Below are 18088 nucleotides of genomic sequence, written 5' to 3'. Positions count from 1 at the left end.
CGACATCATCGCCCGCATCTCCGATATGCCGGTCTCGCGCCTGCACGAGTTGCTGCCGTGGGAATGGGACGGGGCCACGCCCCTGGTCAAGGTCGCTTGACCGCGGCCTCCAGCGAATGCTTACAATTGAAGCGATGGAATTTCGCCTTAGCGCTTCACCAGCGCGTCAAGATTCCTGAGCGCTACAGCCCTGCGGCTTTGGTCAGGTTCACCCTGAACCTGTCGCGCCTCCGCTGATAGCGCCGGGTCATCTCGGCGCTTGCATGACCAAGTTGCTTTTGAACATAGCGCTCATCAACCTCTGCCGACGAGGCGAGTCCGGCGCGTAAGGAATGGCCAGAGAACATTGCCAGCCGTTTGGCTTCCGGCAGATCGGATCTGACGCCGCTCTTCAGAACGGTTGCCTTGATCAGCCGTGCGACGTGCTTGTCGGAGAGGCGGGCCTCGAGAGTGCGTGTGCCATCGCGCGAGGTGCGCACGAAGACCGGCCCAAAGCCGATGCGTCCGAAGTGTAGCCATTGCTCAAGCGCGTGAACGGGGCAGGTCTGTTCGCTTGAGCCACGCCCGACCTCGACCTCGCGCCACCCGGTCTTGGCATTGAGCGTGAGCAGCGCGCCTTTGTCGAAGATCTCGAGCCAGCCGCCGGAGTCCGGTGTGTCATCCTTATGCACATCGAGGCAGACCACCTCCGACCGGCGCAAGCCGCCTGCATAGCCCAAAAGCAAGATCGCCCTGTCTCTGAGCCCGCGGAGATCGTAGGGAAGGGTGGCCACCATGGCCTGGATGTCGTCAGGCAGGATCGCTTCCTTCTGGACCGACGGACGCGCATGCTTGCGTTTGATCCCTGCCAGAACGGTGGCGATGTGCCGGTTCTGGCGATCAAGAGTGAACCCGCGCTGCCTGTAGGTCCAGACAAGCCCCGAGAGACGACGCTCGATCGTGGAGACCGAAAGGGCAGAGGCCTTTCCGGCCGGTGCAGCAAGATCAGCCAAATAAAGTCCAACCATCTCGGGCGAGGGGGGCAGAGCTTCCGTGCCTTTCAGTCGGCACCAGCGGGTGAAGTGTTTCCAGTCGGCAGCGTAGGCCCTGTTCGTGTTCCCAGCCGTCGAGGCCTCGGCGTAGTCCCGGGCGGTATTGATCAGCCGGTCAAGCGCGCCGGAGCTGGCCATATGGGCGGGCAGAGCGATTGAGGCTCCGTCCCTAGAGGTTCTCTCGTCGCGCTCGTCACTGTTCGGCGCGGTATGGGGTGCTGAGCTTGAAATCTCAGACTCAAACCCTGTCGAACCCTCAACTTTGGTACTATTATTTGTGCGACTACCCTGTCGGTCTGCCGGAATTTCTGAGACTGTGTTCCATTTATTTTCAATAGCTTGCCTGTGTCGCATTTCTGAAACCGATTCAGGGTATGTGAGACTGGACGCCGATTTGAGTCACCATTGGTGAGACTATCCGGCATCCGTCCGTTGAGTAAGTTATGTCCGATAAATTTCTTGCTGACAAGGATTGGGAAGAAGCGGAGTTTCGCGCGAAGGTGATCGCGGAGCTGCCGACCCAGCTCACGCAGGGCAATGTCGACTGGGCCATGTGTCAGTTGAATGTCAGCCGATCCACGCTCTTTCGTCTGGTGAAGCAGTTCCGCGAGGACGGGCGGACCAGTGCTCTACTGCCGGACACCCGGGGCCCCAAACCTGGCATGCAGCCGCTGAGCCCGGCGGTGGAAGAGATCGTGTCCCACCATTTCAAGGGGTTTTTTGCCACCCGCCGCAAACCCACCAGGACGCGGTTTTGGCGGGAGGTCGCGGCTGATTGTCGGGCGAAAGGGTTGGCCCCGCCCTCGATCCGGCGTTTGGGCCGCTGGCTGGAGGGCCACGACCAAGCAAAGCTGATGGCCCGGCGTGAAGGCAAGGACAAGGCCGAGCGACGCCATCTGGCCACGCCGGGAGGCCTCACCGCAGACAGCCCTCTCGACATCGTCCAGATCGACCACACCAAGGCAGATGTGACTGTGGTCGACCCGGTGACGCGTCGACCGCTCGGGCGCCCGACGCTGACGGTCGCGATCGACGTGAACACCCGCATGGTTCTGGGGTTTCACCTGTCGCTGGAGCCGCCATCGCTGCTGGCTGTCGCACTGTGTCTGACCCATGCTGTTATGGACAAATCCCACTGGCTAGTGGCGCGCGGCATCAGCACGGATTGGTCTGCACAGGGTATCCCGAACGCGATTTACGTGGACAATGGCGCGGAGTTCCACGCGCGCGCCTTCGAGTGGGCCTGTTCCGAATATCAGATCGACCTGCAGCACCGACCACCGAGAACGCCGCGCTATGGCGGCCATATCGAGCGGCTGATCGGCACGATGATGGGCGCAATTCACCTGCTGCCGGGCTCGCATTTCTCCAACATATTCGAGCGCAGTGATCTCAACGCCGAAGCCGAGGCGGTCATGACTCTTGGAGAGCTAGAAACTTGGCTCGCCCTCGAGATTACCGGTTCCTATCATGCGCGGGTCCACAGCGCGCTGGAAACCACACCTTCTGCAGCCTGGGCGGCCAAGGTAGATGGGGCGCGGTTGCGCATGCCGGCCGATCTCAGGCAGTTCTTGGTCGATTTTCTGCCCTCAGAGCAGCGCGTTTTGCAGCGCGATGGCTTTCATCTCTTCCATATTCGCTACTGGTCGGACGAGCTGCGCTGGCTGATGGGCCGGGAAAGCCGCAAGTTCACGCTCAAATACGACCCGCGCGATCTTTCGCGCCTCTTCGTGCTGACAGAGAACGGGATCATCGAAGCCCGACCGGCGGATCTGACACGGCCTGCGATCACGCTCTGGGAGCACCGCGCGGCGCGACGGGCTTTGCGTGAGGCCGGGCGCCAGTCGGTAGATGAGGAGCTTATTTTTAGGGCGATCGAGGCGCAGCGCAACCTCGTCGACAGCGCCGAGCGACAGACCAAGGCGATACGGCGCCATCAGGCGCGGCGGTCGCATCTCACCCCTCTGCCGATGATCGATGTGACACCGGATATCGCTGCGCGAGAAGCCCTGCCTGGGCCGGAAGGGGAGGGGAGCCCGTTCCTCAGCCATCCCGGCTTCAAGGTCGAGGAGTGGTACGACGATGACTGAGTTTCCGCATCTCTATCCGGGGGCTGGCAAGATCGCCGCGCTCAGCGCCGAGGAGCGCATTCACCGGATCCGCGCCGACCGCTGGGTCTCCTATCCCAGGGCCGAGGCCGCCTTGGAGAAGCTGGAAACGCTGATGTCGTTTCCTGAGCGCGCCCGCATGCCGAACCTGCTCATTGTCGGTGACAGCGGCATGGGCAAGACGATGATCATCGAGAAGTTCACCCGCGATCACGCTGCCAGCTTCGATGAGGTGAGCGGACGGCTGCATATGCCGGTCGTCGCCGTGCAGATGGTGTCTGGGCCTGACGAGTCGCGTTTCTACCGCCGGATCCTGGCGGCGATTGGTGCCCCGGAGCCACCGAGGGCAACACTTTCTGTGCTGGAAAGCCTGGCCTTGCGCCTGCTCGCCGAATTGCGCCCGGGGACGCTGGTCATCGACGAGATCCACAGCCTGCAGGCGGGGACGATCCGCGAACAGGCGCGATTCCTGAACATGCTGCGCTTTCTGGGCAACGAGCTGCGCATCCCGCTGGTCTGTGTTGGTACAGCGCAGGCTCGCAACGCACTGCGCACCGATGATCAGCTGGTACGCCGTTTCGAGGCCTTCGCATTGCCGCCCTGGCGGGAAGGCGATGATTTGAATGGGTTGATGAGCACGCTCACGCGCACGCTGCCGCTTCGACGCGAAAGCCAGATCGACGAGAAGGCGCTGACGCGATTGATCAAGGTGACCGGCGGTATCACCTCTGGTATCTTTTCGATCCTGTCGCAGCTGGCGATCGCCGCCATCAAAAGCGGCGAAGAACGCATCCTTCCGCGCGATATTCTGGGCGGCGACCGGTTGCAGGCGGTCCTGGGAGAGCCGGTGTGACGGGGTTTGGGCGCCTGCCGGTTGTTTACCCCCCCGAGGTCGACGAACGACTGTCTTCCTGGGCCGCGCGCATGGCCCCGTTCTACGCCATGACGGTTTCGGAATTCGTCGCAGCACTTGGCCTGCAGGGGCAGGACGTGTTCGACCTGGAATGGCGGCTTTCAGAAGGGCAGGGGGCCCTGATCGCGGCTCGGACCGGCCTTTTGCCCGAAGCGGTGCAGGCCATGACCTTCCGGGAGTTGGGGCCGCAGGCACGCATGATGATCGCGCGGAAGAACCGGCTTCCGTGCCCGCACTGTCCCGAAGACCTGCACCGCAAAGCCGCCGCTCTACCGTGGCGATTTCGCTGTCCGGTGCATGGTATGGAATTTCATGATGCCACCGGCGAGACCCTGTCCGCCCGGTTCGGAAGCGATCACTTCAAGAAACTCGAAGAATATGCCGGAGCCGGAGCCACGCATCTCGATGCCTGGGTGCGCGGCGCGGGGCAGGGGGACCTAGGGGTGCCCGAAGTGCTCCAGGTTCTGACGGCGCGGCATCGCCGGGCTTCGCCGCCGAACGTCGACGAGCAGCCGCGAATGTCTTTGAAAGACCGACGGGACTATCATGATTTTCTGACCACGCCGATCATCCGACAAGCGCTGACGGTCGTCGTTCCTGAATACGATCAGGTGGCGCCAGTGCTTACCAAGCCGGTGCGACCCGGTCTCCACGCCCTGACGCAGGGCTCGCTATTGCAGTGTTTCTCGCTGACGGCTGGCATCGGCCGGATCGTCGAAGATCCCGTGGCCCGAGCAATTGACGTGCTGCTCGCAAGTGACATGAACGGACAAGAGCGGGTCCGGGAGGCGCTCCGCTCATGGCCTCTCTCGTTGAGGCGAAGCATCTCGGCCCGGTTCTGGCGCGCTGAGCGCGACGAGAAAGCACACCAGACTGCCGAAAAAACCGCGAGACAACGCCAGTCTCACAAATATCGACTCATCCAGTCTCATAAATACCGGTACAGAATCTCATGAACCCCGACTCGTTTTTCAGGGAAGTGCTTGAATCTCATGATTTCCGGTCATCCGACAAAACTAAAACGACATGCCCATGTTTTTGAGAATATCTCGTCACGTCCGATAATGCAAACTTATCGGACGTAATGAACGGCGACAAGGCAGGGCGGTTTGTACGTTTCATTCTGGCAAAAAGCGCCGCTTCGGTGTACGCTCCAAACATGACATTTGCCCGGCACGATCCCATCGACACCCTCGAAAGGATAGCCAAGAAACCCTCTTGGATCACCTCTGCGCGAGGTGATACCCTTGAAGATGTGGCGTTTTTGTCGGGTGCGGCGTTGAACCACCTGCATGTTGTGCTGGGACATCATGCGGTACCCCAAGCCTTGTCGCGGAATCGGCTTGCGTTGCGCGCGGCCGAGGCCTGTGTCGCGTTTTCGGGTCGTCCGGAACGGGCAGGGGAGTTGCGCGACGCGGTACACCTGTTGCGACCCGGCGACCTGCCCGGCCCGGCTGGGGAGGCATATCTGGCGTGGCGTCGCGCCACTGACCGGCCGGTGTCGGTCAAGGCGCTGGGTCGAGCCTTGCCGACCCTGGAGCCAAGTCAGATCGGCACGTGGCTCGATGCGGGAAAAGGGGAACCGGTGACCCGCGCGGCGATGGTGCTGGAGGCTGTCCTGATGGAGGCACCCCGTGCAGAAGTCCCGGCGCTGATCCTCGCGGACGCGGCCCTTGCGCAGGCGCTCGGGTGGGATCACCTCGTGCCGCTGCTGGCGGCGGGAGTGAAACGCGCCGACCTGCGCAAGCGAGGCGACGACCTTCGCCTGGCCTGTCATCGCGCTGTGACCGCATCCGCGGTCGACGCCGTGCGTCTCGCCGGCGACCTCGCGCGCCGGGCTGCGCTTTTGAAAGGGGTTGCACCAAAGCTTCGGGCCAAGGGGGCCGGGGAGGCGGTCGAGATATTCCTGACACAGGACGCGGTGGCACCTGGTGCCTTGCCCTTGCCGGACCGCGCCGCGCGGCGGCTCTGTGACCGATTGGTTGATCTCGACGCGGTGCGAGAACTGACAGGTCGCGATAGTTTTCGCCTTTACGGGGTGTGAGCGTGACCAAGGATCGCCCAGAGCCCGAGCTTGACCTTGAGTTGGCGGACCTGCCGCCGGAGTTGCGCTGGCGGGAATGGATGCGTCGGGTCGAGGCGGTGCTGTTTGCCTCCGCCTCGCCTGTACCGCGCGAGGACCTGGCGCGCGTGGTGGGGCAGGCGGCCTCGGTTGATCTGCTGGTCGAGGATCTGGCCGCCGATCTGCAAGGCCGAGCGTTCGAGATTGCCCAAGTCGCCGGGGGGTGGATGTTCCGGACGCGGACCGCTTACGCGCCTGCGATCCGCATTGCGGCAGATGTCGGCGACCAGCTGTTGGACCTGAACGAGTTCGACGTCGCGGTGCTGGCCGCCATCGCCTATCACCAGCCGATCACCCGCGATGGGCTGAAGGACATCTTCGGTAAGGAGATCAGCCGTGACCTGGTCGGGCGGCTGCATGCTCACGGTCTGATTGCAACCGGACCGCGCGCCCCGCGTCGTGGTGCCCCCTATACCTTTGTGACCACAGACGCGTTCCTTGCGGCCTTCGGGATCGAGAGTTTGCGCGACCTGCCCGATCGGGAGCAACTGGGTGACGCCGGGCTGGCCGCGCGCCCTTGAAACCCGTCAAACCTTCAAAGCGCCAGCCGCTTCTGATGGAGCCGCGCTGCCGCCTGTGCGAGGTCTGCCAAATGCGGACTTGTAGAGGCGGAGCACGGCCTGGGTATGGGCCGATGCAGGGTGGTATCGGTGAATGATATCGCCAGTCCGCTCCAATTTGGTGCAGTCTACCTCACAAATCCGGCACCTGATCAAACGCAAAGGCTGTCTCAGCAGAGACGGCATGCTGAACATGATGTTCAAGCTCGGGCAATGCGGGGAAAAAAGCTGGCGCAAGCTGCGCGGTTTTGCCCATCTCGCCGACGTCATCCAAGGCGTCGATTTCGTCAACGGCATCAAGCCTTAAACCAAGATCAAGCCGTTGCGTGAGGATCGCTTGGACAGCAGACTCGACAATAGCTCTGAGGTGACAGGGCAGCGGCGGTTTCGAATGTGGCGTATTGTAATCTAGGTTGGGACTGTTCGCGCCTGCCGTCGCATACGCCTGTCTACAACACTGCTATCCATGCGCCCGTCGTCAATTCACGCAAGCATCCCCTCCTGACTGCATCGCCGAAACAATGCGTTCGCGAAGGTCATCTGAATAGGTTTTTTGTAATCCATGCTGGCCTCCATCACCACTATGGATTCTGAATTACATCAAGGACCGAAGGCGAATCCCTTTTCGATTCAGACAAAATCTGGGAGGCTCCAGGTCGTCCTCGATCTGGAACCCCAAAACTTTTCAATTCCCACGCGACAACAGACGCTTGCACCGTTGCTACATCCATCACGCCCTTTGCAAACGCAAGTTCACGCCATCCGGGAGAGTGGTTTTGGTGTCTTCCGGGATACGCGACCGGCTCGATGACTGCCGCGCGGTAAGGCGGGTCACCCTTCGCGGGGCGTGCTCATCACGCAAAGCATCTCGAAGAGGATCGACATGCCGAGAAACGCTGTGTTTCCCGATGCGTCGAAGGGGGGTGAGACTTCCACGAGATCAGCGCCGATAATGTTCACACCACCAAGAAGCCGCGCCACCTGCAAGGCCTGAAATGCGGTTGGTCCGCCAACCTCCGGTGTGCCCGTGCCAGGCGCGAAGGCCGGATCGACGAAGTCGATATCGTAAGAGACATAGGTGGCTTCGGTGCCGACGATCTCGCGCGCCTCACGCATGACGTCCTCGACACCGCGCGCGAAAAACTCTTCGATGGGGACAATTCGGATACCCACCGACGCGGCAAAATCGCGGTCTTCCATGTCATAGGTGGTGCCGCGAATGCCGATCTGGATCACCCGTTTCGGGTCCAGCAGCCCTTCCTCGACTGCGCGGCGGAACGGGGTGCCATGCGTGTATTTCGTGCCGTTGAAATAGCTGTGGAAGAGATCCGTGTGACTGTCGAAATGGATCATGCCCAGTGGCGCGTTCTTTGCCAGGGCCCGCAGGATGGGCAGTGAAGACAAGTGATCGCCCCCCGCCGTCAGCGGCGTGATGCCGGCAGCCATGACACGGTTATAAAAACCCGTAATCCGTTCCATGGAATCAAGGAGGTCGGCTGGGTTTGGCGGCACATCGCCCAGATCGGCACAATTGACCCTTTCGAACGGACGCACGCCGGTCGCGCCGTTCTGCGCGCGGATCATGGTGGAGGCATCGCGCAACTGGCGCGGCCCATGGCGCGGGCCGGGCCGGTTCGTGGTCCCGCTGTCCCAGGGCACGCCAATGAGTCCGATCTGAACCTCAGAAAGGCGTGGATGATCGAGATCCACATGGGGCAGGCGCATGAAAGTCGGCACCCCGGCAAAGCGCGGCAGATCGAAGCCAGAGACCGGGTGAAAGAAAGGATCACTCATTCGGCGATATCCTCGGCCCAAAGTTCCGGTTTTTCCTCGATGAAGCGTTTCATCAACGCCACGCAATCAGGGTCTTCCGCAATCACCACCTCGACGCCGCGTGACCGCAGGAACTCCTCGTTGCCACCGAAATTGGTCGCATCCCCGATCACCACGCGGGGAATACCGAACTGCACGATCGTGCCAGAGCACATCATGCAGGGGCTGAGCGATGTGTAGAGCACCGCGTCGCGGTAGGTCTTTTGCCGACCTGCCTTGCGCAGCGCGTCCATCTCGCCATGGGCAATCGGATCGCCGCCTTGCACCCGCTGGTTCCGGCCCCGGCTCACCACTTCGCCGCCGCGCGCAAGCACCGAGCCAATCGGGCATCCGCCCTCGTCAAATCCCGCCTTGGCCTCGTCATAGGCGATCCGAAGCAGGCGCTTGTCGTCTTCTGTCATCATGGGAAAACCTCAGGTTTGTGCCGGGGGCATGTCGAAATAGGGAAGACGCTCGATACTGGGCGACCATGCACCTGTTGCGACCAGAGTGTCCATATGATCGGCGATCCCGCCAAGCGTTGTAAACCACACGTCCTTGGTCTCCAGCGTGCTTTCGATCCACTGCTCCACCAGCCGCCAGCGGGCGAGGCGCCCGGTCAGGAACGGATGCACAATCAGCATGAAGAAGCCCCCTGCCTCATATTGCGCGTCAAACTCTTGCCAGAACCCCGCAAGCCCCTCGGAGGGGGACTTCACCGGCATCAGGTAGCCGATCTCGTCGTAATGGGCGAAGGGCGGCCAGTCATCAGTGCCCCAATGTACGGGCATCTCGTAAAGCTGTCCTCTGGCGTTTTGCAACGCGTGCGGGATATCGTCTCCCATCAGCGAGCTGTCATAGCGCATCCCATGCTCCAGCATCAGGTCCACCACCTCGTCGGTGATATTGTAGACCGGGGCGCGATATCCTGCCGGGATCTTGCCGCAGATGCTCTTATGGGCGTCGAGCGCCCGCTCGAAGGGCTCGCGCTGACTGCCATAGGTGGCAATCGGATCCTCGTGGATCCATCCGTGATGGCCGATCTCGTGCCCGCCTTTGAGGATCGCCTCCACGGCTGCCGGGTAGTGCTCAAGGCACCAGCCGGGAATGAAGAAGGACTGTTTCAGACCGAGGCGCGCGTAGGTGTCCAGAATGCGCGGGATCGCGACATTCGGCCCGTAGCGCCCCATCGAGGTCGGATAGAGACGGCGGTGGCTGTCCTCGGGCCGCGCGATATGGATGAGGCTGTCGGCATCCATGTCGAAGGTAATCGCCACGGCGCATTTCGCGCCGTTCGGCCATGGGATTGGATTGCGGATCATCTCAATTATCCTCCAGGATATTGGCGTTTTCGGCCTCCCAGCTGAGCCAGACGGCACTGCCCGGTTCCAGATCGAGCTCCAGAAGCGCGCGTTCCTGCATCTGCACCTTGAACTCCAACCTGTCCGCGCCCTCGAAGAACAATGTGACCACGGAGCCAATGAATTCCTCCGAGATCAGCGTGGCCTGTACCTTGTTCACTGCCTCGGGCTCGGTGAGCGAGAGCGTGACCAGATCAGCCGAAACGGTAAAGCTGACCTCTGCGCCTTGCGCGGGCACGGTCTCGGGCATGTGGGCAACAAAGCGCCCCTGTGGGGTGTCGATGTGCAATCCATTGCCACCGGTCTCGCCAACCGTGCCGCTGAGGATATTGTTGCGCCCGACAAACTCCGCCACGAAGCGGTTCGCCGGGGCGCGGTAGATGTCCTTGGGCGAGCCGATCTGCGCGATATCGCCCTGGCTCATGATCACCACCCGGTCGGCCATGGCAAAGGCTTCAGACTGGGAATGCGTCACGTAGACAAAGGTGATCCCCAACTCGCGTTGCAACCGCGTCAGAACACCCTGCATCCGGATCACGAGGTTGGCATCGAGCGCAGAAAGCGGCTCATCGAGCAGAAGCATCCGCGGCTCCATCACCAGACTGCGGGCCAGCGCGACACGCTGTTTCTGCCCTCCCGAGAGCGTGGCCACGTTGCGTTCGGCAAACGCCTCTATCTGCATCCGCTCCAACCAGTCGAGGGCGCGCCGCTTGCGCTCGGCCGCTGCCATGCCGCGCATCTTCAACCCGAATTCGACGTTCTCCCGCGCGGTCAGGAAGGGAAACAAGGCCAGCGATTGCCAGACAAGCGGTGTATCTCGCTCATGGGGTTTGACATCATTCATCAGCCGCCCGCCGATCCGGATCTCCCCGGATGTGGGTGCCTCCAACCCAGCAAGCATCCGCAGGGTTGTGGTCTTGCCACAGCCTGACGAGCCCATGATCGCGAGGAATTCTCCTTCATGGATGTCGAGGGACATGTCCCGGACAGCAACGAAATCGTCGAAGCGTTTTTCGACATTGCGGAAAGTGACAAGTGGCTCGCTCATGAGTGGCTCTTTATCTGGCGGCCGATGAAGATCACTTGTGCAAGGATCACCAGCGTCATGGAAGTCAGGAACACGAAGGTTCCGATGGCGTTCACGGTAGGGTCGATATTGCCCTGCACAATTTCGAGGATCACGATGGGCACGGTCTTGTTGAGGCCCGAGACAAACCAGGACACGGCAAACTCGTCGAAGGATATGGCCGCGGTGAGGCAGAGCGCCGAGACGATGGCCGGGGCGCAGAATGGCACGATCACATGGCGCATCGCCTGCCACTCGCTTCCTCCGAGATTCCACGCGGCAGCCTCCAGATCGGGGTCCATCTGATGCAGGCGCAGGCGGATTAGCGCCATGGCGAAGGGCGCTGTCAGCACCGAATGCGCCAGGATGATCGACCAGAGCTGCCCCGACAGCCCGATGCGCGACAGCCATGCCAGCATCGCAAGCGCCATGATGATGAGCGGGATCGTCGGCGGCAGCAGGATGAGCGCGAGATAGGGGCCCTTGAACCGGAAATTGTAGCGAAAATCGGAATAGGCCGTGCAGAAGCCGAGGAAAGTGGCGAGCACCGCGGTGCTGCTCGACACGATCACAGAGTTGCGCACCGCCTGCCAGACATCCTCATCGTTCCAGATCTGCACATACCATTCGAGGGTGAACTCGCCGAGCGGGATCGTCGGAAACCGCTGGGAGTTCAACGAGAAGACAAGGCTGAAGAGAATTGGCGCGAAGACGAAGGCGAAGATGAGGCCGACATAAAGGCCAAGAAAGATGTTCAGCCCGCGCCCCATCATGCCCGTGCCCCCTTTGGTTTGCGATACGCCAGCGCGATGGCGGTAAAGGCGATGGTAAAGAGCGTGAGCATCATCATGATCGCAACCACGGCAGCGCGCGGCCATTGTTGCCCGGACTTGGTCGTGTCGAGGATCAGGATCGGCAGGGTCGGCTCCTGCGAGCCACCGAGGTAGAAGGGCGCGACGAAATCCCCGAAGGCAAGGATGAAGCAGAACAACGCCGCCACGATGAACCCGGTTTTCGACAGCGGCAGCACCACCCGCCAGATTGTCGCCAGTGGCTTGCATCCGAGGTTCCGCGCGGCCTCGACCAGCGTCTTGTCGATATTCGCCATGCTCACGGTCTGCAGGATCACCACCAGCGGCAGAGTCAGAGTCAGGTAGCCGACGATTGTTCCGAAATGGGTGTTGAGCATCCGGAACGGACCAAGGCCGATATAGCCAAGCATCGCGTTCAAAACCCCGCTTTCGGCAAGGATCACGTACCAGGAGAAGGTCCGCACGAGATACGAGGTGAAAAAAGGGATCACGAGCAGGAAAATCGCCCATCGCCGCACCGACTCCGAGGCGCGGAACGCCAGCGCCCATGCTGCCGGGAAGGCCACGCACATGGCGATGGTTGCACTGAGGGACGCAACGAAGAGCGTGTACCAGTAGCTGTCCCAGAAAAAGCCGCGGGTGAGCATCCGCTCCCAGTTGGCGAATTCAAAGGCTTCCATCATGCGGTAATTGCGCACGACGAAAAAGGACATCGCGACCATGAACACGACAGGGCCAACGAAAAAGACCAGTTGCCAAAGGATGATCGGCAACCGCCATGTCAGTGCGTAGAGGTCGAGGCGTCTGTTCACAATGTTCACCAAAAAACCTGGCCCCGACCCTGATCCGGGACCCCGTGCCTGTGAAGCGCGAGGCCCCGGGTCAGGACCGGGACGCGATGTGGCCTGTATCAGGCGTTCTTGTATTCCGACCAGAAGTCGTTCCAGTCCTCCAGCGTCTGCTGCTTGGGAATGTCGCGATAGTGGATGCGGCCTTCGTTGATGAGCGCGATCGGATCGTTCGGCATCCCGTCCATCTGGTGGCTGCGCTTGGCTTCGGCAGGATCGACCTCCTGCAGGAGCGCCCGGCCGGCCTTGGTCACGCAGAAGCCGGGATAGGCGAGCATCTGGGCCGATTTGACCTGCCCCTCGGGAGACATCATGTACTGGATGAAGCTCTTGACGAGATCCGCCTTGCTGCTGTTCTTGCCGATGCAATAGCTTTCGGTGAACTGGATGCCGCCCTCTTTCGGAATCACCGAGGCGACCGGCGCGCCGTCGCGTTCCAGAACACCCGTGATCCAATCGCCGATGCCGCACATGGCGAGCATTTCACCGTTCTTGAGGCTGTTGAACGTGCCGCCATAGTCGAAGAAGCCACCGACCTGCGGGCGCAGCGTCATCGTCACGTCCTGAACAGCCTGCCACTGATCGTCCGTCAGATCCCAAAGGCCAGCACCGTTGCCGTTCTTGAGGCTCATCATGCCAAGGCTCGGCAGGTGCCAGTCGAAATGGCCGACCTTGCCAGCAAGCTCCGGCTTCCAGAAGCCCTCGTAGCTCGCTGCCTCTTCGGCACTCATCGCGGTGGTGTTGTAGGAAACCCCGAGATGCCCGCCGCGCAGGATCATCGAGTAGAGCGTGTCGCCCTCCCAGTGACCGGGGAACTTGGTGAAATCCTCATGCAGCATGTCGTCGAACGGATAGTCATTCGCGTCCAGCTCTTCGATGTAGCCAGCGGCGTTGAGCTGCTGGACGAACTCGCCGTCGGAGAGGATGATGTCATAGGTGCCGGGAGGCGATTGCGCGATGAGTGCCAACATATTGTCCCCACCTGCATAATATTTGGGCACAAACTTGACGTTGTTGGCCTCCTCAAACGCCCCCACCATGTCCGGCTCGCCATGCCCGTACCACGCCAGCATGTTGATCTCGGTGGTCTGCGCCCATGCCCTTCCGACAAAGGGAGCAGACAGCGCGACACCCCCGCCAAGCCTCAGAACATCTCGTCTAACGTAATGTTTTATCGTTGTTTTGTCCTTGATAGCCATCTTCCATACTCCACTGCTGTTTGTTGTTCGTCATGCCTTGGAAAGAGGTCGTTCAAAGCCTCCAAGTGCAGTCGAGAGAAGGTTAGTAAGAATCAGGGAGGGGAGGAAATTTATCGCGCATATAAATGCATTAACGTTTGTTATCTCAGGCACGCAGTTTTGCGTCGATTTGCAGGGTCGTTTCGATTGCTTCGGTCAGCGTCTCCGCGACCAGGTTGCCCCAACTGCCAAACCGGGTCTGCCGGTAGAACAGACCGATACGGATCGGCTCCAGCGCTGGCAGACCTTCGCTGGGCGAAACGCGCCGCATTCCCTCCAGCGTGGTGGGTGAGGTCAGGCTGGTGAAGCCAAGACCATCGCGCACGGCTTGCTGTACCGCATCGATGTCAGGGCTAGAGAAAACGACATTCCAGTTGCGCTCCACAGAGCTCAGCGCGTCCGTCATGCGTTGCCGGTAAACGCATCCCGTCGGGTGAGCGACAAGCGGCAACGCGTCGAACGCGTCCAGCTGTAGCGCATCCGCGCCAACCCAAACCGGCTGCTCTTCCCAACTCTGCACGAGAAACTGCGGATCGCCCCCTTGATAGAGCGCGACGATCATGTCGAGTTCGTCGCGCAAGAGTGCTTCCTGCAAGCTCCGAGATAGGTCGCAGCGAACCGTAAGGCGCAACGCCGGATGCGCATGAATCACCCCTGTGACCGCCCGTTGCAAATGCCGGACGCCGTAATCCAGTGGCAGGCCGATCCGCAGAAGGCTGTCCGCGTGCTTTCGCTCGAAGAGTCCGATCGCGAGGTCGTTCAGACGCAGGATTTGCCGTGCATGCATCGCAAGCGCCTCGCCTTTCTCGCTGACATGCATTATGCGCCCCTTCTGCCGGATAAGCTTGTATCCAACCATGTCTTCCAGTCGCTTGATCTGAAGGCTGACGGCGGGCTGCGACCGGTTGAGCAACTCGGCAGCCTTGGTGTGACTTCGAACCTCGATCACGGTGATGAAGGTCCGCAAAAGGTCGGTGGGCAAGTTGACAATGCGCATGATTGAGATTTCAAATCCTTATTGAACAATTGCAACTATAAATTTCATCAATCCGCGATCCAAGATTAATCATGTTCCCATGAACCGATCTGACTTTCACAAATATTTCAAAGCGCCAGGACCTGTGGTCCTGCCTGTCCTGCATGTGCTCGACACACCCCGGACCTTGCGAAACCTGCGCCACGTGATCGCGGCGGGCGCGCCGGGCTGTTTTCTGATCAACCACGATTTCGAGCCCGAGCGCTTTCTTCCGATCATCCGCAATGTGCGCGCCGCCTACCCATCCCTGTGGCTCGGCGTGAATTTTCTCGCGGTGACCGGGAAGAATGCCTTTCCGATGCTCGGCGCCCTGGCCGAAGACGGCGTGACCGTCGATGCCTATTGGGCTGATGACGCATGCATCGACGAGCATGGGCAAAACGCAGAGGCGCGCGAGATCGCGCAGGTCTACGAGCAGAACGGCTGGCGGGGGCTCTATTTTGGCGGCACCTGCTTCAAGAAGCAACGCGAGATCGCCCCAGAGCACCATGGCGCCGCCGCCCGCGAGGCCTGTGCCTTCATGGATGTTGTCACGACCTCCGGCGTGGCCACCGGACAAGAGGCCGACCTGGGCAAGATCGAAACCTTCCGCGCGGCCATCGGGGACAAACCCCTCGCGCTGGCCTCCGGCATCACACCTGAAAATGCGGCGAGCTATGCGGATGTGGACTGTTTCATGGTCGCAACCGGCATCAACATTCCAGGCAATTTCTACGACATCGACCCGGAACGGCTCGCCGCGCTGATGCGCGTCACCCGAACCCTAGGACAGGAACCGTTGACATGACCGAGCACGACAAAGGCCCCCGCGACGACCGTTGGTATCTGAACATCATGGCACCCAACACAAAGGGCGACAAATTCGCATGGCTCGATCCGACCTCGATTTACATCAACCAAAAGGCATTCACGCATCTTCTCGATGACCTGATGGCGGACCTCGAGAAGGTCGAATACGACGTTGTCGCCGGGCTTGACGCGATGGGCTTCGTGCTTGCTGCGGCGCTCGCGGCCCGCTCCGACGTTGGTTTCCTGCCGATCCGCAAGGCTGGCAAGCTGTGCGTGGACACCGACAGGGTCTCCTTCGGCAATTATTCGGGCCGCACACAGGACATGGAAATGCGCCTTCCCGCCTTTGCGGCGGGCACCCGCGTCTTGCTGGTCGATCAATGGGTGGAAACCGGCGGGACCATGGATGGTGCAATCCACCTCGTTGAACGGCAGAAGGGTGTGGTTGCCGGCCTTGTGGCGGTTGCGATCGAGGAAAATGAGCGCACCGATCACTACCGCGCGACCTATCCCTGCATCTCGGCCGTCCTACCTGGCTCCCGTTGGCAAACCGAATGCAACGCGCAAACTCTCTCGAGCTTTGAGGCCTACCGTCCCGAGCTCGCGTTCCCGGCCTGATCTACCACGTCGAATTGCAGGATATCCGGCGCGGCATTCTCGCCATTCACCGGCGTGAGATCCTGCGGACAGGCAGACATCACGGCGATGGCGTCATCCTCGGCGCGCAGGACCACCCGGTCGCCGGGTTTTGACACCGGGGGCGCGAACCGGGTGCTGCCATCGGCAGCGACTGGGACATTCATCCAGATATTGAAGGGCGCCGGGACCAGTGGCGCCTCCAATCCGATGGCGCAGAGCGCCATGCAGAGGTTGTCGGCGCAATTGTCGTGATATTGCGTACAGCCCAGTTCGCGGTACCGCGCCGCATCGCAAGAGGCGATGATCGTGTCATGTACGCCCGGAGAGGTGTCTTCCGTCAGCGTGAACAACGCCCGCCGCCGAGTGGTGACCAGCTTGTCACCGACCTTTGGAAAGATCGAGCCGAGGGACGTGTGCAGATGCGCCATGGACAGGTACTCGGTCAGATCACCTGCTGCAAAGGCCCAGAAATCGCAGACTTGATGTCCGCTTGGATTGAAGATGCGCAGCAGCTGCACCTTTTGCAGCCGCACCGCGACCCCGCTGCGTGCCTCAATGGTGTAGAGCTGTCCCGGCGCGGCGCTCCCATCTGGTGAAATCGCCAGATCAAGCGTCCGGTTGGTGCCTTCCGAGATCATGGAGTTCGGCCTTCCCTCGCGAATATTCATCACAGGATTTATAGGTGAAGTCGCCGGATGTCGCGTAGATCTTTATTGGGCTCTGCCTCAATTTGTGTGGCGGAATGGTAGCATTCTCGCGCGCAACAATTCTGGACCGGCCCGGCCGTAAATAGCGCGTTTGAGGGGTTTCAGGCGGTTGATCTGACCTTTCGCCAGGCCGTTGCTCCAAGGCACCTCGATGGCGTTTTTTGACCGCATCGAAGTCCCGGTTCAAGATTCCATGAGCGGTGGATCGCGACCGGCGCTCTGGCAGAGTGGGGTTGCTCAGGCACCCACCTGTACAGGAGACAGACAGCCATGAAAAAGCCTTGTACTGCAATCATCACGTCGGCCGCGATCCACACTGATCTTGGCGCGACTTTTGTCTCGTTGGAACTCAGCCGATCGCGGACCTGATACTCGATCTGGTCGTCCGACAGGTTGTAGAGCGCGCCAAGAAACATCGTCTTGAACATCACCACGGCGTCCTTCGGCTTGCGCCGGGCACGCGACTTGCGCTTCGCCTCGGGCTTGCGTCAGACCTCGTCAAGTGTCGGGCGGAATTCCTCCCACGGGACCACCGCGTCGATCTCGACCAGAGGGTTGCGCTTGGCACCAAGGCTTGCGTAGCAGTCGGAAAGATCACAGAACCCCATCTGCGCCATCGTTATACCCCAGCCGTCTCTCCTCCGCTTTCTGTCCCAGCGGGGTGGTCAGGGCAATTTTTAGAGATGCCCTGAAGAATGTTCTCGACTGTTATAGTATAGATGGTTTCCTCCGATACCCAGGCGTCGGTCATCTGCGCCTTGATCCAGCGGCGGCACAAGATTAGACAGACTCCTTTAAAATCCGACCCTGCATATTTCAGGATCGCTCCTTGGATGACGAGTGTTCATTTGATAGACAATGGACGTTCCGTTGGAAATTCACGGTTAAAATTTGCTTTACCCAATTCAGCCTTAGTGGCTCGGGTACGCTTGAAAATAAAAACTGCGCTCAGGCTGCCGTTAGGTCTTTCTGCTCGACAGCATTCGTCTGCTTTTTCGCCGAACACGCTCAAAGATAGGGCAGTGTGACCGCGCATTCGCGACGCA

The 18088-nt window shown here is 60.7% G+C and carries 17 protein-coding genes and 2 pseudogenes; 8 read left to right on the top strand and 11 right to left on the bottom strand.

Translation table 11 applies throughout. The annotated features are described in order from the left end of the window. Window positions 1-182 precede the first annotated feature (182 nt). Window positions 183-1169 carry a tyrosine-type recombinase/integrase gene (locus tag IEV82_RS15425; protein WP_188482917.1) on the bottom strand — a complete coding sequence of 329 codons (987 nt, stop codon included), beginning with the start codon at window positions 1167-1169 and terminating at the stop codon, window positions 183-185. A gap of 362 nt (window positions 1170-1531) precedes the next feature. Between IEV82_RS15425 and IEV82_RS15420 the strand changes: the two genes are divergently transcribed. The 6 genes and pseudogenes from IEV82_RS15420 to IEV82_RS23660 all read left to right on the top strand — a co-directional run. Continuing rightward, the gene (locus IEV82_RS15420) at window positions 1532-3121 is read left to right on the top strand and encodes a TnsB C-terminal domain-containing protein (protein ID WP_229747856.1); all 1590 of its coding nucleotides are present in this window, start codon (window positions 1532-1534) and stop codon (window positions 3119-3121) included. Continuing rightward, a complete protein-coding gene (locus tag IEV82_RS15415; RefSeq protein ID WP_188482915.1) occupies window positions 3114-3992 on the top strand; it encodes a TniB family NTP-binding protein in 879 nt (292 codons plus the stop codon). The genes IEV82_RS15420 and IEV82_RS15415 overlap by 8 nt, the downstream gene beginning before the upstream one ends. 71 nt (window positions 3993-4063) lie before the next feature. After that, entirely contained in the window at window positions 4064-5008 is a 945-nt protein-coding gene (locus IEV82_RS15410; protein ID WP_229747855.1) for a TniQ family protein, read from the top strand. Between the two features lie 203 nt (window positions 5009-5211). After that, window positions 5212-6096 carry a DUF1403 family protein gene (locus IEV82_RS15405; RefSeq protein ID WP_188482913.1) on the top strand — a complete coding sequence of 295 codons (885 nt, stop codon included), beginning with the start codon at window positions 5212-5214 and terminating at the stop codon, window positions 6094-6096. 2 nt (window positions 6097-6098) lie between these two features. Continuing rightward, a complete protein-coding gene (gene scpB / locus IEV82_RS15400; protein WP_188482912.1) occupies window positions 6099-6695 on the top strand; it encodes an SMC-Scp complex subunit ScpB in 597 nt (198 codons plus the stop codon). A 151-nt stretch (window positions 6696-6846) separates the two neighbouring features. Then, window positions 6847-7064, top strand: a pseudogene (locus IEV82_RS23660) (IS256 family transposase); the annotation flags it as partial. Window positions 7065-7565: 501 nt separating this feature from the next. Here IEV82_RS23660 and speB read toward each other — a convergent pair. The 8 genes from speB to IEV82_RS15360 all read right to left on the bottom strand — a co-directional run bounded on the left by speB (window position 7566) and on the right by IEV82_RS15360 (window position 14853). Continuing rightward, window positions 7566-8528 (bottom strand): agmatinase, encoded by a 963-nt coding sequence (gene speB, locus IEV82_RS15395; RefSeq protein ID WP_188482911.1) that lies wholly within the window; start codon window positions 8526-8528, stop codon window positions 7566-7568. After that, window positions 8525-8971, bottom strand: a complete 447-nt coding sequence (locus tag IEV82_RS15390; RefSeq protein WP_229747854.1) for a nucleoside deaminase — start codon at window positions 8969-8971, stop codon at window positions 8525-8527. Before IEV82_RS15390 ends, speB begins: the two co-directional genes overlap by 4 nt. A 9-nt stretch (window positions 8972-8980) precedes the next feature. Then, a complete protein-coding gene (locus IEV82_RS15385; protein ID WP_188482910.1) occupies window positions 8981-9868 on the bottom strand; it encodes a polysaccharide deacetylase family protein in 888 nt (295 codons plus the stop codon). 1 nt (window position 9869) lies between these two features. Then, entirely contained in the window at window positions 9870-10955 is a 1086-nt protein-coding gene (locus IEV82_RS15380) for an ABC transporter ATP-binding protein (protein WP_188482909.1), read from the bottom strand. After that, window positions 10952-11746, bottom strand: a complete 795-nt coding sequence (locus IEV82_RS15375; RefSeq protein WP_188482908.1) for an ABC transporter permease — start codon at window positions 11744-11746, stop codon at window positions 10952-10954. The genes IEV82_RS15380 and IEV82_RS15375 overlap by 4 nt, the downstream gene beginning before the upstream one ends. Then, entirely contained in the window at window positions 11743-12597 is an 855-nt protein-coding gene (locus IEV82_RS15370; RefSeq protein WP_188482907.1) for an ABC transporter permease, read from the bottom strand. Before IEV82_RS15370 ends, IEV82_RS15375 begins: the two co-directional genes overlap by 4 nt. Before the next feature lie 98 nt (window positions 12598-12695). After that, entirely contained in the window at window positions 12696-13832 is a 1137-nt protein-coding gene (locus IEV82_RS15365) for a polyamine ABC transporter substrate-binding protein (protein ID WP_188482906.1), read from the bottom strand. A gap of 145 nt (window positions 13833-13977) precedes the next feature. Then, window positions 13978-14853 carry a LysR family transcriptional regulator gene (locus tag IEV82_RS15360; RefSeq protein ID WP_229747853.1) on the bottom strand — a complete coding sequence of 292 codons (876 nt, stop codon included), beginning with the start codon at window positions 14851-14853 and terminating at the stop codon, window positions 13978-13980. A 199-nt stretch (window positions 14854-15052) separates the two neighbouring features. Between IEV82_RS15360 and IEV82_RS15355 the strand changes: the two genes are divergently transcribed. Together IEV82_RS15355 and IEV82_RS15350 are read left to right on the top strand one after the other, a co-directional pair. Continuing rightward, window positions 15053-15694, top strand: coding sequence for a BtpA/SgcQ family protein (locus IEV82_RS15355; protein WP_229747852.1), 642 nt, complete (start codon window positions 15053-15055; stop codon window positions 15692-15694). Further along, window positions 15691-16314, top strand: coding sequence for a phosphoribosyltransferase family protein (locus IEV82_RS15350; protein WP_188482903.1), 624 nt, complete (start codon window positions 15691-15693; stop codon window positions 16312-16314). Before IEV82_RS15355 ends, IEV82_RS15350 begins: the two co-directional genes overlap by 4 nt. Here IEV82_RS15350 and IEV82_RS15345 read toward each other — a convergent pair. Both IEV82_RS15345 and IEV82_RS15335 read right to left on the bottom strand, forming a co-directional pair. Continuing rightward, window positions 16284-16973: a DUF1989 domain-containing protein gene (locus tag IEV82_RS15345; RefSeq protein ID WP_229747851.1), complete on the bottom strand. Its 690-nt coding sequence runs from the start codon at window positions 16971-16973 to the stop codon at window positions 16284-16286. The two genes, IEV82_RS15350 and IEV82_RS15345, sit on opposite strands and share 31 nt — an antisense overlap. A 416-nt stretch (window positions 16974-17389) precedes the next feature. Then, window positions 17390-17659 (bottom strand): annotated as a pseudogene (locus IEV82_RS15335) (transposase); the annotation flags it as partial. Window positions 17660-18088: the final 429 nt, after the last annotated feature.

The sequence above is a fragment of the Marivita lacus genome (assembly GCF_014637725.1).
GTDB classification, from domain to species: Bacteria; Pseudomonadota; Alphaproteobacteria; order Rhodobacterales; family Rhodobacteraceae; genus Marivita; species Marivita lacus.
Note: the sequence above shows the minus strand (reverse complement) of the source record. Positions and strands in the feature narration are given on the sequence as shown.

Coding starts and splice junctions, on each gene's coding strand:
- IEV82_RS15425 (WP_188482917.1), bottom strand. CDS start 1,169: ATGGCCAGCTCCGGCGCGCTTGACCGGCTGATCAATACCGCCCGGGAC.
- IEV82_RS15415 (WP_188482915.1), top strand. CDS start 3,114: ATGACTGAGTTTCCGCATCTCTATCCGGGGGCTGGCAAGATCGCCGCG.
- IEV82_RS15410 (WP_229747855.1), top strand. CDS start 4,064: ATGGCCCCGTTCTACGCCATGACGGTTTCGGAATTCGTCGCAGCACTT.
- IEV82_RS15405 (WP_188482913.1), top strand. CDS start 5,212: ATGACATTTGCCCGGCACGATCCCATCGACACCCTCGAAAGGATAGCC.
- speB (WP_188482911.1), bottom strand. CDS start 8,528: ATGAGTGATCCTTTCTTTCACCCGGTCTCTGGCTTCGATCTGCCGCGC.
- IEV82_RS15390 (WP_229747854.1), bottom strand. CDS start 8,971: ATGATGACAGAAGACGACAAGCGCCTGCTTCGGATCGCCTATGACGAG.
- IEV82_RS15385 (WP_188482910.1), bottom strand. CDS start 9,868: ATGATCCGCAATCCAATCCCATGGCCGAACGGCGCGAAATGCGCCGTG.
- IEV82_RS15380 (WP_188482909.1), bottom strand. CDS start 10,955: ATGAGCGAGCCACTTGTCACTTTCCGCAATGTCGAAAAACGCTTCGAC.
- IEV82_RS15375 (WP_188482908.1), bottom strand. CDS start 11,746: ATGATGGGGCGCGGGCTGAACATCTTTCTTGGCCTTTATGTCGGCCTC.
- IEV82_RS15365 (WP_188482906.1), bottom strand. CDS start 13,832: ATGGCTATCAAGGACAAAACAACGATAAAACATTACGTTAGACGAGAT.
- IEV82_RS15350 (WP_188482903.1), top strand. CDS start 15,691: ATGACCGAGCACGACAAAGGCCCCCGCGACGACCGTTGGTATCTGAAC.
- IEV82_RS15345 (WP_229747851.1), bottom strand. CDS start 16,973: ATGATCTCGGAAGGCACCAACCGGACGCTTGATCTGGCGATTTCACCA.